Here is a 14831-nt window from a genome sequence, read left to right on the forward strand (position 1 = left end):
GTCGGTTGTGATCACCCCGCCACCTTCCGCAGCCTGCGCAGCCTTTTCAGCCGGGCGGCACCGACCACCGCCAGCACTCCCGCTGCGGTCGCCAACGCCCACGCCAACAGCAGCATCGGCGGTTGGTAGGCCATCGAGGTGGTGGCCGGCTCGCCGTCGAGCACCGGGGCCACCAGCACCGGATGACGAACGTGGCCCCAGCTCACCGCGCATCCCACCGCCGCGGCACCGGCCAGGGTCAACTCGACGACCGCCCGGACCAGCGCTGCCCGCGCCGATCTCATTCCTGCGGCCCGTCCAGGTCCGGGACGACGAGCCCGCCGGGTGGAACGGCATCCGGAACCAGTTCGGCCAGTGCTGCGCGAAGCCTGCGGTGATCGCGCGCCCAGGCCTGAACGGTGCGGCGCCCGGTCACCCGCAGCCCGATGCCCACCCGACGGCGCGGCACCCCGCTGAGCTCGCCTAGCGCCCGGGCTTCCTGCCACTTCTCCGGCTGCGGCTTGCGCCAGCCGGTGGGCCGTCCGGGCTCGGGAAAGATCATCACGATCTCGGACAACCGCAGGGTTTCGGTGCCCTGCCGAAGAGCATCCGCGGTGAGTTCGACCGAGGTGTGGATGCGAGCCGCCTTCACCTGAACGGCCAGCATGGCCGAGACCAGCAGCGCCAGCAGCACCGGAAACAGTGGCTGGACGCCGTAGCCGCCGGAGTTCTGGATCGCCACCAACAGTGCGGCGGCGACCGGGCCGAACAGCACCCAGTACCAGCTGGCGCCGTGTTCGAAGAACAACGGTGCCGGGTGCGCGGTGGGTTCGGATTCAGACATGTGGGGTCAGCCTAACGCGAGGCCGCGAGCGCGACCCTGGGCCGCAACCTGATAACCAAATTACGTCATTTTATTTACACATAAGCAAATACTCAGCTAGATTTCCATCTGCGTAGACGCGCATCGCGATTTCCCCAGCCAATAGGGATGGACAGTCCACCATGGCGAGTCGCCGAGTTCTCGGATCTGTCGCTGCCGCCGGTGCATTCCTGACGTTCGGGATGGCACCGGCCGCCCAGGCGGATTTCGACGCCGTTGCCGACGACTTCCTGGCACCGTTCCTGGACGGCACGACCGGCAACCTCGACTGGGATGCGGTGGCCTCGCCCGCGGCCTGGGACACCTTCCTGTCCCCCGGTCACTGGGATGCCGTCCTGGCCGAACTCGCCGGCTCCGCCCTGGCCGGACCGGCACTCGCCGACCCGAACACCTGGCTGCTGCAGTACTTCTACACCCCGATCCACACCGGCATCGAAGGCTGGATCAACAGCGATCTGGGCGAACAGGTGAACAACCTGATCAACCAGCCGTTCCTGGCACTGACCGGGCGCGCCCTGATCGGCGACGGCGTCGACGGCACGGCTGACAATCCCGATGGCGGCGACGGCGGCTGGTTGTTCGGCGACGGCGGCAACGGCTGGCACAACACCCAATCCAGCGGCACCGGCATCGGTGGCACCGGGGGCGACGCCGGCATGTTCGGCAACGGCGGCACCGGTGGCAACGGCGCAGACGGCAGTCTCGGTGGCAATGGTGGCGACGGCGGCAACGGCGGCTGGCTGATGGGCATCGGCGGAACCGGCGGAGACGCCGGCGACGGCACCTACACCGGCGCACACGACCTGCCCGGCCTCGGCGGAGCCGGCGGCAACGCCGGCCTGCTGCTCGGCGCTCACGGCGACCACGGCCACGCCGGCACCCTCGACGGCGCCCCGGCAGCCGTCGCCGGCATCACTACGGCCGGCACCTGGATCACCGACGCCGACGGCCGAGTCGTGGTCTTGCACGGGTTCAACGAGGTCTACAAGATTCCGCCGTATGAGCCCTCCGCCGGTGGGTTCAGCGACGACGACGCGGCGTTCCTGGCCGCCAACGGCTTCAACTCGATACGGCTGGGCGTCATCTGGGCGGGTGTGGAACCCGAGCCCGGCGTCATCGACTACAACTACCTGGCCTCGATCAACCAGACCGTGCAGATCCTGGCCAACCACGGCATCGCCAGCATCATCGACTTCCACCAGGACGACTTCAGCCCGGTGTTCGGCGGCGAAGGCGCACCGGAGTGGGCCACCCAGACCGGCGGCCTGCCGAACCCCGACATCGGCTTCGGCCTCAACTACCCGCTCAACCCGGCGCAGAATCACGCCTGGGACATGTTGTGGTCCAACGCCAAAGGACCCGACGGCGTGGGGCTGCTGAATCACTACGCGCGGATGACCCAAGCCGTCGCGGACTACTTCAAGGACGACCCCAACATCGCCGGGTACGAGATCATCAACGAACCTTGGGCCGGATCATCCTGGCTGTCAACGATATTCGGCAACTCCTACTACGAGGCGCAACAGCTGACCCCGTTCTACAATCAGGTGAGCGCGGCGATCCGGTCCGTCGACCCGACGACTCCGTTGATCTACGAGCCGAACACCCTCTTCAACGAGGCGGTACCGACTCAGCTGGGTGAGGTCGACGACCCGCACGGCGTCTTCGCATTCCACGACTACTGCATGCTGACCAGCATCAGCATGGCCCTGAACCCGCTGTGCCCGGGCTACATCGAGCTCTTGGCCGAGAATGGCGAGGCGTACACCAGCAAGTACGGCGTGCCGGGATTCATCTCGGAGTTCGGATCCGGAAACGGCGCAGAGGAAGCCACCATGGTGATGAACGCCGCCGACCAGCGCATGTGGGGCTGGTCGCAGTGGGCCTACAACGGGGTACCCGCCATCACCGGCACCGCCCCGGGGAATGCACTGGTCTTCGACCCGAGCAAGCCGCCCGTCGGCGACAACGTCGACTGGCCCAGATTGGAAGCCACGTCGGCGCCGTACGCGCAGGCGGTGGCCGGCACCCCGACCTCCTGGTCGTTCACCGACGGCACGTTCCACCTGAGCTACTCCACCGCAATAGCCGGCGGGACAGGACATTTCGCGTCCGGATCGCAGAGCCAGATCTCGGTGCCGCCCATCCAGTACCCGGACGGCTACCAGGTCAGCGTCACCGGCGGACACGTCGTCTCGGCTGCGGGCGCACCCGTCCTGATCATCGCCTCGGACGGCACCGGGACCGTCGACGTGGTAGTCAAAGCCGCCGGGTAGCCCCGGCTAACGGACGAAGTACTCCTGGGACTGCGCTCGGTGCAGTAGGAAGGTGCCCGCCGCGATCAGCACCGACCCGACGATGCCGGTGACGGCCAGCGGCACCGCTACCGACGGCCGGGCGTCGGCGTGGGCCAATCCACTGACCGAATACACCACCGAGGCGATCCCGCCACCGGTCAACAGGGTTCGGGCCCAACGGTATCCGGAGCGCATCAACACCAGGAAGGTGGTCACCATCACCAGCACCACCACCGTCGTCAGCCCGACGATCGTGTAGGTGACCGCCGATGCGGTGACCTCGGGGGCGGTCAGGAGGCTGATCGCGTATCCGGTCGTCATCAACGGCAGTGCGGCCAGCCACAGCCAGAACCCGGTGTCGACGTCAGCCGGTCGGGCCGTCACGTCCGGTTGCCCGGTCACATCAGCCAGCCGGAGACTTCGGCAGCCCAATACGTCAGCACGATGTCGGCACCCGCTCGCCGGATGCCGATCAGCGATTCGCACACGGCCGAACGCAGGTCGATCCAGCCGTTGGCGGCCGCCGCGGCGATCATCGAGTACTCGCCCGAAACCTGGTAGGCGGCAACCGGAACGCTGGACACCTCGGCCGCGGCCGCGATCACGTCCAGGTATCCCATCGCCGGTTTGACCATCACCATGTCCGCGCCCTCGGCGAGGTCGAGGGTGATCTCCCGCACCGCCTCGCGGGCATTGCCGGGCTCCTGCTGGTAGGTGCGGCGGTCTCCGGACAGCGTGGAGGCCACCGCGTCACGGAACGGGCCGTAGAACGCCGAGGCGAACTTCGCCGCGTAGGCCAGGATCACCGTGTCGTGGAATCCGGCGGAGTCCAGACCGTCGCGGATTGCGGCGACCTGGCCGTCCATCATTCCGCTGGGGCTCACCACGTGGGCGCCCGATTCCGCTTGTGCGACAGCAAGTTCGACGTAGCCGGCCACCGTCGCGTCGTTGTCGATCCGGCCGCGGTGATCGAGCACACCGCAATGGCCGTGATCGGTGAACTCATCCAGGCAGGTGTCGGCCATCAGCACGGTGGCATCGCCCAGATCGGCGGCCAAGTCGCGCAGCGCGACGTTGAGCACCCCGTCGGGAGCGGCCCCGACCGAGCCGGTGGCGTCCTTGTCGGCCTGCTGGGGCACCCCGAACAACATCAGCCCGCCCACCCCGGCGGCCACCGCATCGGCGGCGGCGGCGCGCAGCGAGTCGCGGGTGTGCTGGTAGACACCGGGCATAGAAGAGATGGGCCGCGGTTCCGATATACCGTCGGCGACGAACATAGGCAGCACCAGATGCCTGGGCTCCAACGAGGTCTGAGCCACCAGTCGGCGTAACGCCGGCGTGGATCGCAGCCGGCGCGGACGCTGCCGCGGGAAGCCGGTCATCGGGTGGTTAACGCCTGCGGCTCTTCTTACGCGGCGGCGGCAGTGCACCCTCGGCGCGCAGCCGGGCGGCGTGCTCGGCCAGCGCGTCCACCAGCGGCCCCACCGCAGCAGTCTCCGGCTGCACGTCGACCCGCAGCCCGAATTCGGCTGCTGTCTCGGCGGTCTTGGGTCCGATGCAGGCCACGATGGTCCGGGCGTGCGGCTTGCCGGCGATCCCGACCAGGTTGCGCACCGTGGAGCTCGAGGTGAAGCACACCGCGTCGAACCCACCGGTCTTGATCATCTCCCGGATGTGGGCGGGCGGCGGTGCGGCACGCACCGTGCGGTAGGCGGTGACGTCCTCGATCTCCCAGCCCCGATCCCGCAGGCCCTCGGCCAGCGTCTCGGTGGCGATGTCGGCACGCGGCAGCAGCACCCGGTTGACCGGGTCGAAAATGTCGTCGTAGGGCGGGAACTCGTCGAGCAGGCCCAGCGAGGACTGCTCGCCGGACGGCACCAGCTCCGGGCTGATTCCGAACGCCCGGACCCGCTCCGCGGTGGCCTCGCCGACGCAGGCGATCTTGACCCCGGAGAACGCGCGGGCGTCCAGACCGAACTCGCCGAATTTCTCCCACACCGCACGCACCGCGTTGGTGGAGGTGAACACCACCCACTGGTAGCGGCCGTCCACCAATCCCTTGACGGCCCTTTCCATCTGCGCGGGGCTGCGCGGCGGCTCTACGGCGATGGTGGGCACCTCGACGGGCAGTGCGCCGTGGCTGACCAGCCGGTCGCTCATCTCGCCGGCCTGGTCCTTGGTGCGCGGCACCAGCACGGTCCAGCTGTACAGTGCGCGACTCTCCCACCAGTTCAGCTTCGCTCGGTTGTTCACCGTCTTGCCGATGGTCACCACCAGCGGCCCCGCCGAGGTCTCCTGACCGTTGGGCAGAACGACCGGATCGATGCTGGCCAGCGCGGCGGGGTCGGTCAGCCCGATGAGGCTGGCCTCGACCGAGCGCTGCGCACAGGTGGTGCCCGAACTGGTGACCACGCACGGCGTGGACTCCGACAGGCCGTACTCGATGAGGGTGCGGGCCGCTTCGGGCAGATGCGAGGTGGTGGCCTGCAGGATCAGCGGACCCGGCGCGGCGGCCAGCGCCGCCCAGTCCACGTCACCGCGGACGTCGGCCACGGTGTGCGACGAGCCGAGCGGCAGGCCGGCGTAGGTGGGCACCGCGCTGGTGGCGGGCAGGCCCGGCACGATCTCGAACTGCACAGTGGTGCGGGCCACCGCGTTCACCTCGGTGATCACGGAGTCGATCGACAGCGGGTCTCCGGCGACCAGGCGCACCACGTCGGCACCGGCTCGGGCCTCGGCGACCAGGATCTTGGCCACGTCGGCCGGCTCGCCCAGCGCGGGGCGCACGTCGGCTCCACCGGCAACCGTGGCGGCGGTGTCCGCAGAGTTCTCGGCGCTGTCGGCACCGTCGGCGTCGGCCGGGCCGTCTGTGCCATTTGCGGCCGTCTCGGTCCGGGCCTCCGGCGGCACCGGGCCGACGATCGGAGGCAGATCGATGCCGACCAGCGCCAGCACCGCCTCGGGAACGTCGGGATCGATGAACACCAGAGCGGCGTTCGTCAGCGCCGTTCGCGCTCGCGCCGTCAGCAGGCCCGGGTCACCAGGACCCGAGCCGACGAAGACGATGCGGCCCGGCTTGGGCTTCTGCCCACGCACGCTCACTTGGCGAGCCATTTCCCACTCCCAGTCACTTCTTCAGTACTTCCCGTCCGCCATCAGCTCGCGCGCACCCAACTCGAACAGCTCCGTGGCCACCGAGACCCCCAGTTCCCGGGCCCGATCGGGGCTGCCGATGCCGGATGCGCGGATCACGTCGGACCCATCCAGCGCCGCCACGCAACCGCGCAGCGACAGCTCGTCGAAGACACGGCCGTCCTCATCGATCGACTCGACCACCTCAGCGATCGCGCCGACCGGTGCGGAACAACCCGCCTCCAGCTCGGCGAGCAGGGTGCGCTCCGCAGTGACCGCGACGCGGGTGTCGGTGTCGTCCAACTGCGCCAGCAACGCCGCAAGTGCGGTGTCGCCGGCCCGACACTCGATCGCCAGCGCACCTTGAGCCGGCGCCGGCAACATCTGTACCGGCTCCAGCGTCTCGGTGATGACCTCGAGGCGTCCCACTCGGGCCAGACCCGCCCGGGCTACCACGATGGCATCGAGTTCGCCGCTGCTTACCCTGTTCAACCTGGTGTCTAGGTTGCCTCGTAGGGGGCGGATTTCCAAACCGAGACCCAGTGCTCTAAGCTGCGCGGCCCGTCGCGGCGAGGACGTGCCGATCACCGCGCCCGCCGGCAACTCCCCGAGCACCAGGCCGTCGCGGGCCACCAGCGCGTCCCGAGGGTCTTCGCGGCGCGGAATCGCGGCCAGCACGAATCGGGGATCTTGCGCGGTCGGCAGGTCTTTGTGCGAGTGCACCGCGGCGTCCACCCGGTCATCGGCGATGGCCTCGCGCAGCTCTGCGGTGAACACCCCCACGCCGAGGTCGGCGACCGGCCCCGAGGCACGATCGCCGACGGTGCTGATCACCACCAGTTCCGCGGGATGACCGGCGGCCACCAACGCGTCGCGCACGGTCCCGGCCTGGGTGGTGGCCAACAGAGAGCCCCGCGTGCCGATCCGGATCACTTCACCCAAGAGGCGCTACCCGGCCGAGCCTGGTTCGGCGCCGACGCCCATGCCGTCGGCAACCACGGGCAGTTCGCCGGCGGTCGCGACCGCGTCCACGGCGGTCGGGTCCAGTTCGAACAACTCTCGCAGCGCCTCGGCGTAGCTGTCGCCACCGGGTGAGCTGGCCAGCTGTTTGACCCGCACGGTGGGGGCGTGCAGTAGCTTGTCGACCACCCGGCGCACGGTGCGCGCCACTTCCTCGCGGTGTGCGGTGTCCAGATCCGGCAGCCGGTGGTCGAGCCGCAGCAATTCGGCGGTGACGACGTCGGCGGCCCGCTGCCGCAGCGCGGTGACGGTCGGCGTTACCTCGGCCATCCGCTGACCGGCCAGGTAGGTGGCAACCTCACGCGCGACGATGCCGTGCGCGGCGTCGGTGTCGGAGGCGGCCACCCGCGCCGAGGGTTCGCGCTGGATCCGGTCCATGTCGATCACCCGGATCCCGGGCAGCCCGGCGACCGCGGCGTCGACGTCGCGCGGCATGCCCAGGTCGCAGATCACCAGGGGCTGGGTGGCCTCGTCGCGATTGCCGGCGGCCAGCGCGTGGTGCACGTCGGCCAGCGACACCACCGGGCTGACCGCGCCGGTGCAGCACACGGCGATGTCCACGCCGGTCAGCGCGGCCGGCACGCTATCCAGGGTGAGCGCGTCGGCGCCGACGCCGCTCTCGCGGATCTTGCGGGCCAGGCGCTTGGCGCGCGGCAGCGACCGGTTGACGACGTGAATGTGCTCGACTCCGGCACGCACCAGATGCGCCGCGGACAGTGCGCCCATCGAGCCGGCGCCGATCACCGCCGCGGTGCGGCCGCGTAATTCGTTGTCGCCCAACTGGGTTCCGGCGATGTCCAGCGCAACTGAGACCACCGACGCACCCGCGGCGTCGATCCCGGTTTCGGCGTGCACCCGCTTGCCCACCGACAGGGCCCGCTGCGCCAGCTCATGCAGCACCCGGCCGACGCTGCTGTTGGCCTCGGCTGAGGCGTAGGAGCGGCGCACCTGCCCGAGCACCTGCTGCTCGCCCACGACCGCCGAATCCAGACCGCTGGCCACCGAGAAAAGGTGCTCGACGGCGGCCTCGCTGTAGCGGACGTAGGCGTACTTGGTCAGGTCGGTCATCGACATGCCGGAATGCTCGGACAGCACCTGGCCGATCGCGGACAGCCCGGCGTGGAAAGCCTCGACGACGGCGTAGATCTCGACCCGGTTGCAGGTCGACAGAATCATCGCCTCGGTGACGAGCGGCGACTGCAACACCTGCTCGACGATCTTGATCTGATCGGATTCGGCGGTGCTGAGCTGCTCGAGTACCGAGACCGGGGCACTGCGATGGGAGACCCCAAAGAGCAGGACGCTCACGGCGGATTCACCTGGCCCGCTCCTTGCTGTCACCAGTGAACAAACTTCACTCCACGGTAGATGCTAAGGCGCTAGCCCACCAAATTCGGCGAGATCGGCGCGCAGCCGCGGCTCGTCGACCTCCCAGTAGCTGTGCTCGGCGCCGTCGAGCAGCACCACCGGCAGCCGGTCACCGAATTCGGCCCGCAGCGCGCTGTCCCCGGCCGCCGCGGCGGCGTCGACGTCGGTGGTCAGCAGGTCGAAGTCCAGCTCGTCGGCCAGGCGAGTGAGCTGGGCATGCACCTTTTCGCAGACCTGGCAGCCGTCGCGGGTCAGCAGCTGCACCTGGTGGCGAGTCATGGGATCAGTGTGGCGCATGGATCGGAGTGACTACCCAGCACTGCGCGCGGTCGCTACGTTTGTCGCTATGCCCGACGAGCTTGGCGCTTTCGCCGATGCCGCGCGGGCACGCGAGGCGCTCTTGGCGCAGCGACTGGCGGAGTCCGTTGTCGCAGACCACGAGTTCGAGGCGGTGCTGCGTGGCGCCTACCAGCACAATATGTTCTGCCGCCAGCGCCTTGACGTGGTCGAAGCCGAGATCAGGCAGTCCGCCGCCCGCTGGCCGGCCCTGGATACCCCGGCGGGGTCCCGTCAGTTTCAGCAGTATCTGGCCGTCAAGACCAGGGAGATCCACCAGGTGGTCGCCGACGCGGCCGCCGACAGCCTGGCCAGGGCCGCGGCGGTGCAGGCGCTGACCGGCCGCTATGCGATCGCCCATCCGCTGGACAAGATCGCCCCCTGGCCCTGGGATGACAAGACCGTGCCGGGTGACCCGAAACCCGGCGATCTGCCGATCAACGACGAGGCGTGGAAGATCGCGTCGAAGTCACCGACCCTGCTCGACGAGTGGGGAAAACTCAAGGCCGACGGGTGGGAATTCACCTTCAAACCCGACGAGGGAACCTATACGCGGTACGGCACGCCCGGCGAACCGGGGAAGGTGATCAATATCGACCCGAACCTGAAAAATGATCCAGCACAGTTGGTCAACGCAATTTCTCACGAAATCGGCCACGCACGATACGGAGCGCCCACAATAGACCGAAGCTCACGCGAATCATGCATTCAGTCGCAGCTCGACAACGAGGGCGCCGCAACCATGAACATGATCAAGGTGGAGCGTGAGATTCTGGCGAACGGCGGCCCGGACATTGTTCGCCCAGGCGGATCGGACGACAAGTTCGAACAGATCTACGACAACTACCTCCAGGCGGGCAGCACTCAAGGCGCCTACCAGACCGCGATCACCGCGATCGGCAAGGAGTTCGGCTCGCTGCATCCTTCGACGGAGCCCGCCAGTACGTATCACGACTACTACGGCCAGGGATGCCCGGCCAAATGAGGTGGCTCGCAGTGCTACTCGCCATCGCCTGCTTCACCGTTGGCTGCACAGAGCTGGAGAAGGGGACTGCCGTGACCAGATCAGAACCACCTCAGGACGTGTGGCAGTTGGTGGAGCGCGCCGTGAGCCTGGTTCCACTGACCGTGGAGAGAATGGAGGCGCTCCTCGGGACATCCATGACGCAGAGTGACCAAAGCCCGGCTCGATGGAATGGCGGTCCAGTGCAATTCAGCGACGCGCTGACGGTGCCCTCCTCCACCATCACCATTAGAGATGGTGCGTGGACCTACGCGGGATTCGGCACTCAATCGGATCAGTGCATCACAGCCGACATGGTCAAGACACATTATCCGACGGTTGAGCTGACGTACGGCGTCACCGGCCATTCGATACATGAATCATTCGGCTGGACGGTGTCCTATGACTGGGGAGAGCTGGGATTCGGAATTCGTGTCAAAGACGACTGCCTGGCAGGAATCAGTCTGGTACCGGCGGTGGAATTGAAGCACCAGGAAGAGCAGCGAAAGCAACGGCCATGAATCCCAGTGCGGTGTCGATCACCAACCTGCTGTACCGCTACGCCGAGCTGATGGACGCCGGTGACCTGGACGGCGTCGCCGCGCTGTTCACCCACGCCCGGATCAAGGCCGACCCGGACGGCAACGTCATCCTCGATCACGCCGGAATCCTGGAACTGTGGCGCGGTCTGGTCAGGATTCACGCCGACGGCACTCCGCGCACCAAGCATGTGGTCACCAATCCGATCCTGGACATCGACGAGGCGGCCGGGACCGCGACCTGCCGGTCCTACTACACGGTGCTGCAGCAGACCGAACAGATTGCGCTGCAGGTGATCGCGGCCGGTCGCTACCACGACGAGTTCGAGCGAGTCGACGGCGTCTGGCGGTTCAGCTTCCGGGATTATTCGATGTTCGACCTCAAAGGTGATCTGCGCGATCACCTGGGAGTCATCGGCGGTGCAGCCGGTTAGGGTTGATGGCGGCCGGACGACCGGTCGCCGGCAATCACGCGGAAGGAGTCGGGGATGGCTCTACCGGGCCCGGCCGACGGGGACTTCGCCGCCACCGACGCCATCGCCGACACAGCCGACGTCAAAGTCGATGTCGATGTCGATGTCGCCGCCCCGGTGGATCTGACCGCCGCCGCGTTCTTCGACGTCGACAACACCCTGGTCCAGGGCTCGTCGATGGTGCATTTCGGCCGCGGACTGGCGTCCCGCAACTACTTCACCTACCGCGATGTCGTCGGATTCGTCTACGCCCAGGCCAAGTTCCAGCTCACCGGCCGCGAGAACAGCGAAGACGTCGCCGCCGGGAGGCGCAAGGCGCTGGCGTTCATCGAGGGACGCCCGGTCTCGGAGCTGGTCGAGCTCGGCGAAGAGATCTACGACGAGATCATCGCCGACAAGATCTGGCCCGGCACCCGCGAGCTGGCGCAGATGCATCTCGACGCCGGCCAACAGGTGTGGCTGGTCACCGCCACCCCCCATGAGCTGGCCGACACCATCGCCCGCCGGTTGGGCCTGACCGGCGCGCTGGGCACCGTCGCCGAGTCGGTCGACGGGGTGTTCACCGGCCGCCTGGTCGGCGAGATCCTGCACGGGCCCGGCAAGGCGCATGCGGTGCGGGCGCTGGCGATCCGCGAAGGCCTGAACCTGCGGCGCTGCACGGCCTACTCGGACAGTTTCAACGACGTCCCGATGTTGTCGCTGGTGGGCACGGCCGTGGCGATCAACCCGGACGCCGCGCTGCGTGCGACGGCCCGCGCGCGGGGCTGGGAGATCCGTGACTTCCGCACCGCACGGCGGGCGGCGCGCATCGGGGTGCCGTCGGCGCTGGCACTGGGGGCCGTCGGCGGGGCCCTGGCCGCGGCCGTGGCGCACCGGAACGAGCGTCCGTAGCCTGCGAAGGACGCGAGGCCGGGGCGACCGCATCAAGCACCGTGGCGCACCGGAACGAGCGCAGCTGACCCGCTCGCTGATAGGCTTCCGCCGCCGAGCACCACGGCGAGCGGAGGGGTAAACCGGCCATGTCAGTACACACCGAGTCGCAGCGGATGATCGGAGCCCACTACCGGTTCCCGGACTACTTCGAGGTCGGCCGGGAGAAGATCCGGGAGTTCGCCCGCGCGGTCAAGGACGACCACCCTGCACACTTCGACGAGGCCGCTGCCGCCGAAGCCGGGCATCCGGGGCTGATGGCATCGCTGACGTTCCTGGCGGTTGCCGGGCGCCAGGTACAGCTGGAGATCTTCGACAAGTTCGACCTCCCGATCAATATCGCCCGGGTGCTGCACCGCGACCAGAAGTTCACGTTCCACCGGCCGATCGTGGCCGGTGACAAGCTGTTCTTCGACACCTACCTGGACTCGGTCATCGAGTCGCACGGCACGGTGGTCAGCGAGGTCCGCAGCGAGGTCACCGACGAGAACGGCGAGCCGGTGGTGACCAGTGTGGTCACCATGCTCGGCGAGTCGGTCAATCAGGACGCCGACACCGAGGCCAAGACAATCGCGGCCCTCGAGGCGATGCGCGAGCGGGCATTGGGCAAGAAGTAGCCCCCGCCCCCTTTCGGCGAGCGTGCAGAAGTGTCCGCTAAAAGCCCAGGTGGGGCCGGGCCATTCTGCACGCTCGGCGCATGAGGAACGTCAGCCCAGGAACACGTTGCGGCGGGCGGCCAGCAGCCGATACAGCGTCTGCTGGATGGTCTCGCGCACCTGGTCTGTCAGCTCGAAGGTGACCATCGGATCCTCGGCGGCTCCGGGCTCGTAGTCGGCTGTCTCGATCGGCTCGCCGAACGCGATGTGCCACTTGGACGGCAACGGCACCAGCCCGGCCGGGCCGGCCAGCGGGAACAGCGGGGTGATCGGGAAGTACGGCACCCCGAGCAGCCGGGCCAGCAGCTTGACGTCGGCGAGCATCGGGTAGATCTCCTCGGACCCGACGATCGAGCACGGCACGATAGGCGCTTTGGTGCGCAGCGCCGCCGACACGAAACCACCGCGACCGAACCGCTGCAGCTTGTAGCGGTCCTTGAAGCGCTTGCCCAGGCCCTTGTAGCCCTCGGGGAACACCGCGGTCAGCTCGCCGGCGGCCAGCAGCCGGTTGGCGTCGGCGTTGCAGGCCACGGTGTGACCGGCCTTGCGTGCGGCCGGTCCGATCACCGGCAGGTCGAACACCAGGTCGGCGGCCAGCATCCGCAGGTTGCGCTGCGCGGGGTGGTGATCACGCACCGCCACCGAGAGCATCAGGGCGTCCATCGGCAGCACCCCCGCGTGGTTGGCCACAAGCAGCGCGGGCCCGTCAACGGGCAGGTTCTCGATTCCACTCACCTCGACGCGAAACCAGTCGTTGAAGAAGAACCGCAGCAGCGGAAGCGCGATGGCCTCGTTGAAGTGCGGGTCGAATCCGAACTCGTCGACCTGGTAGTCGCCGGTGATCCGCTCACGCAGGAACGCGGCGGCCGCGGTCACCGCCCGGGCGAACTCGCCCGGCGTCGCGTCCGCGGCGGGCGAGCCCTCCGGGTCGCCGCGATGCTCATCGATGTCGCGAACGGCGGCCGAGTGATCAGTCGATACCCGACCCATCCGACGGGACACCGTCGACGGGTGCCGACGAGCGGATCCCGAATTCTTGTGCAGCGGAATTACTTTGGCCTCTGATTCATTGGCCATTGGGTTGACCTCCCAGTCCCCTGTTGCCATTGATGCGACCCAGGCGTTGCGCCACGCTGACTGTTCGTCGCTCCACCGAACGGACCCATTCGGGATCGATGATCGGGTTGAGATCCCGCCCCCGGATGTAATCGTCGAATGCCTCAGCGGTCGTCCACTTGGCGCTGTACCCGAGATCACTACGCATCCTAGTCGTATCCATCACCCGGCCAAAGCTGAGATAGTCGAGCTGCCCTCGATTGATCTCGGTGGCGTTTCCGACCCGCCGCAGCGAGTCCATGGCCCACAATCCGAACCCGGGCAGCGGCAGCGTGACGCGGCCCGCCCGGCGGATCGCCTGCGACATCATGATGATGCCGTCGGCGCCGACGTTGAAGGTCCCGGCTCGGCCCGCCATGGTCGCCCGCTCCAGCGCGCCCAGCGCGTCCTGCTCGTGCAGCAGCTGGAGCCGCGCGTCGCGGCCCAGCACCATCGGCACCAGCGGCCCGCTCAGGTAGCGCGAGAGGGCGGTGTCCATGGCCGGGCCGATCATGTTGGCCATCCGCAGGATGGTCACCGCGATATCGGGCCGGCGCCGACCCAGCCCGCGCACGTAGCCCTCGATGTCCACGCTGTCCCGGGCGAAGCCGCCACTGGGCGGCCGGTGCCCCGTGCTGTCCTCGGTGAACAGCACCGGATCTCGCGAGCCGGACCCGTAGACCTCCGACGTCGACTTGAGCACCACGCGGCGCACCGAGGGCGCCTTCTGACAGGCGGCGAACAGCTGCATGGCGCCCATCACGTTGAGTTCCTTGAGCGTCGCGCCGCCGCCGGACCGCGGCACATAGGAGGCCGCCGCCGCGTGCACCACGGTGTCCACTTCGCTGTTGCGAATCACCTTGGCGATGAACGGATTACGGATGTCGGCGCGAACGAATTCGGCGCGCCCCATCCGGCGCAGCATGTCCTTGCTGGGCATGACCGCGTCGACTGCGATCACCCGGTTGATCAACGGATTCTGGGTGAGCCTGGCGGTCAGGTAGCCGCCCAGGAACCGGCACGCGCCGGTGACCAACACAACCTTGGGGTAGTGCCGGACGTCGCTTCGCGTGCTGCCGCCAGCCGGCCCGACCTCATCCACCCCGCCAGCCTAACGGCC

16 protein-coding genes are annotated in these 14831 nt (G+C 68.2%); 6 read left to right on the plus strand and 10 right to left on the minus strand.

The window, feature by feature from the left end; all coding sequences use genetic code 11:
• Positions 1 to 11: 11 nt before the first annotated feature.
• Positions 12 to 284, minus strand: coding sequence for a hypothetical protein (locus tag K6T84_RS20565; protein ID WP_224864348.1), 273 nt, complete (start codon positions 282 to 284; stop codon positions 12 to 14).
• A complete protein-coding gene (gene mce1N, locus K6T84_RS20570) occupies positions 281 to 823 on the minus strand; it encodes a transport-regulating membrane protein Mce1N (protein WP_224864347.1) in 543 nt (180 codons plus the stop codon). The genes K6T84_RS20565 and mce1N overlap by 4 nt, the downstream gene beginning before the upstream one ends.
• A 161-nt stretch (positions 824 to 984) precedes the next feature.
• Between mce1N and K6T84_RS20575 the strand changes: the two genes are divergently transcribed.
• Positions 985 to 3138, plus strand: coding sequence for a cellulase family glycosylhydrolase (locus tag K6T84_RS20575; protein ID WP_304621317.1), 2154 nt, complete (start codon positions 985 to 987; stop codon positions 3136 to 3138).
• A 6-nt stretch (positions 3139 to 3144) separates the two neighbouring features.
• On the opposite strand, the gene K6T84_RS20580 is transcribed toward K6T84_RS20575, so the two are convergent.
• The 6 genes from K6T84_RS20580 to K6T84_RS20605 form a co-directional block, all read right to left on the minus strand.
• Entirely contained in the window at positions 3145 to 3561 is a 417-nt protein-coding gene (locus K6T84_RS20580) for a hypothetical protein (RefSeq protein ID WP_224864346.1), read from the minus strand.
• Complete coding sequence (gene hemB, locus K6T84_RS20585) at positions 3558 to 4541, minus strand: porphobilinogen synthase (protein ID WP_225401306.1); 984 nt, start codon at positions 4539 to 4541, stop codon at positions 3558 to 3560. The genes K6T84_RS20580 and hemB overlap by 4 nt, the downstream gene beginning before the upstream one ends.
• Before the next feature lie 7 nt (positions 4542 to 4548).
• On the minus strand, positions 4549 to 6273 hold the full coding sequence (locus K6T84_RS20590; protein ID WP_224864344.1) for a bifunctional uroporphyrinogen-III C-methyltransferase/uroporphyrinogen-III synthase: 1725 nt from the start codon (positions 6271 to 6273) through the stop codon (positions 4549 to 4551).
• 21 nt (positions 6274 to 6294) lie between these two features.
• Entirely contained in the window at positions 6295 to 7224 is a 930-nt protein-coding gene (gene hemC / locus K6T84_RS20595) for a hydroxymethylbilane synthase (RefSeq protein WP_224865658.1), read from the minus strand.
• Between the two features lie 15 nt (positions 7225 to 7239).
• Positions 7240 to 8619, minus strand: a complete 1380-nt coding sequence (locus K6T84_RS20600; protein ID WP_224864343.1) for a glutamyl-tRNA reductase — start codon at positions 8617 to 8619, stop codon at positions 7240 to 7242.
• Positions 8620 to 8682: 63 nt separating this feature from the next.
• Positions 8683 to 8958: a glutaredoxin family protein gene (locus K6T84_RS20605; RefSeq protein ID WP_225401305.1), complete on the minus strand. Its 276-nt coding sequence runs from the start codon at positions 8956 to 8958 to the stop codon at positions 8683 to 8685.
• 16 nt (positions 8959 to 8974) lie between these two features.
• On the opposite strand from K6T84_RS20605, the gene K6T84_RS20610 reads away from it, so the two are divergent.
• From K6T84_RS20610 to K6T84_RS20630, 5 genes are all read left to right on the plus strand, one after another.
• Positions 8975 to 10000, plus strand: a complete 1026-nt coding sequence (locus tag K6T84_RS20610) for a DUF4226 domain-containing protein (protein ID WP_329786817.1) — start codon at positions 8975 to 8977, stop codon at positions 9998 to 10000.
• A gap of 11 nt (positions 10001 to 10011) precedes the next feature.
• The gene (locus K6T84_RS20615) at positions 10012 to 10539 is read left to right on the plus strand and encodes a hypothetical protein (protein WP_225401303.1); all 528 of its coding nucleotides are present in this window, start codon (positions 10012 to 10014) and stop codon (positions 10537 to 10539) included.
• Positions 10536 to 10991 (plus strand): nuclear transport factor 2 family protein, encoded by a 456-nt coding sequence (locus K6T84_RS20620; RefSeq protein ID WP_224864339.1) that lies wholly within the window; start codon positions 10536 to 10538, stop codon positions 10989 to 10991. The genes K6T84_RS20615 and K6T84_RS20620 overlap by 4 nt, the downstream gene beginning before the upstream one ends.
• A gap of 54 nt (positions 10992 to 11045) precedes the next feature.
• Positions 11046 to 11921, plus strand: coding sequence for an HAD family hydrolase (locus tag K6T84_RS20625; RefSeq protein ID WP_408066155.1), 876 nt, complete (start codon positions 11046 to 11048; stop codon positions 11919 to 11921).
• Between the two features lie 128 nt (positions 11922 to 12049).
• On the plus strand, positions 12050 to 12577 hold the full coding sequence (locus tag K6T84_RS20630; RefSeq protein WP_224864338.1) for an FAS1-like dehydratase domain-containing protein: 528 nt from the start codon (positions 12050 to 12052) through the stop codon (positions 12575 to 12577).
• A gap of 90 nt (positions 12578 to 12667) precedes the next feature.
• Here K6T84_RS20630 and K6T84_RS20635 read toward each other — a convergent pair whose 3' ends face one another.
• On the minus strand, positions 12668 to 13693 hold the full coding sequence (locus K6T84_RS20635; protein ID WP_224864337.1) for a lysophospholipid acyltransferase family protein: 1026 nt from the start codon (positions 13691 to 13693) through the stop codon (positions 12668 to 12670).
• A complete protein-coding gene (locus K6T84_RS20640; RefSeq protein WP_224864336.1) occupies positions 13683 to 14813 on the minus strand; it encodes an SDR family oxidoreductase in 1131 nt (376 codons plus the stop codon). Before K6T84_RS20640 ends, K6T84_RS20635 begins: the two co-directional genes overlap by 11 nt.
• Between the last annotated feature and the right edge of the window lie 18 nt (positions 14814 to 14831).

It is taken from the genome of Mycobacterium zoologicum, assembly GCF_020181635.2.
GTDB lineage: Bacteria > Actinomycetota > Actinomycetes > Mycobacteriales > Mycobacteriaceae > Mycobacterium > Mycobacterium zoologicum.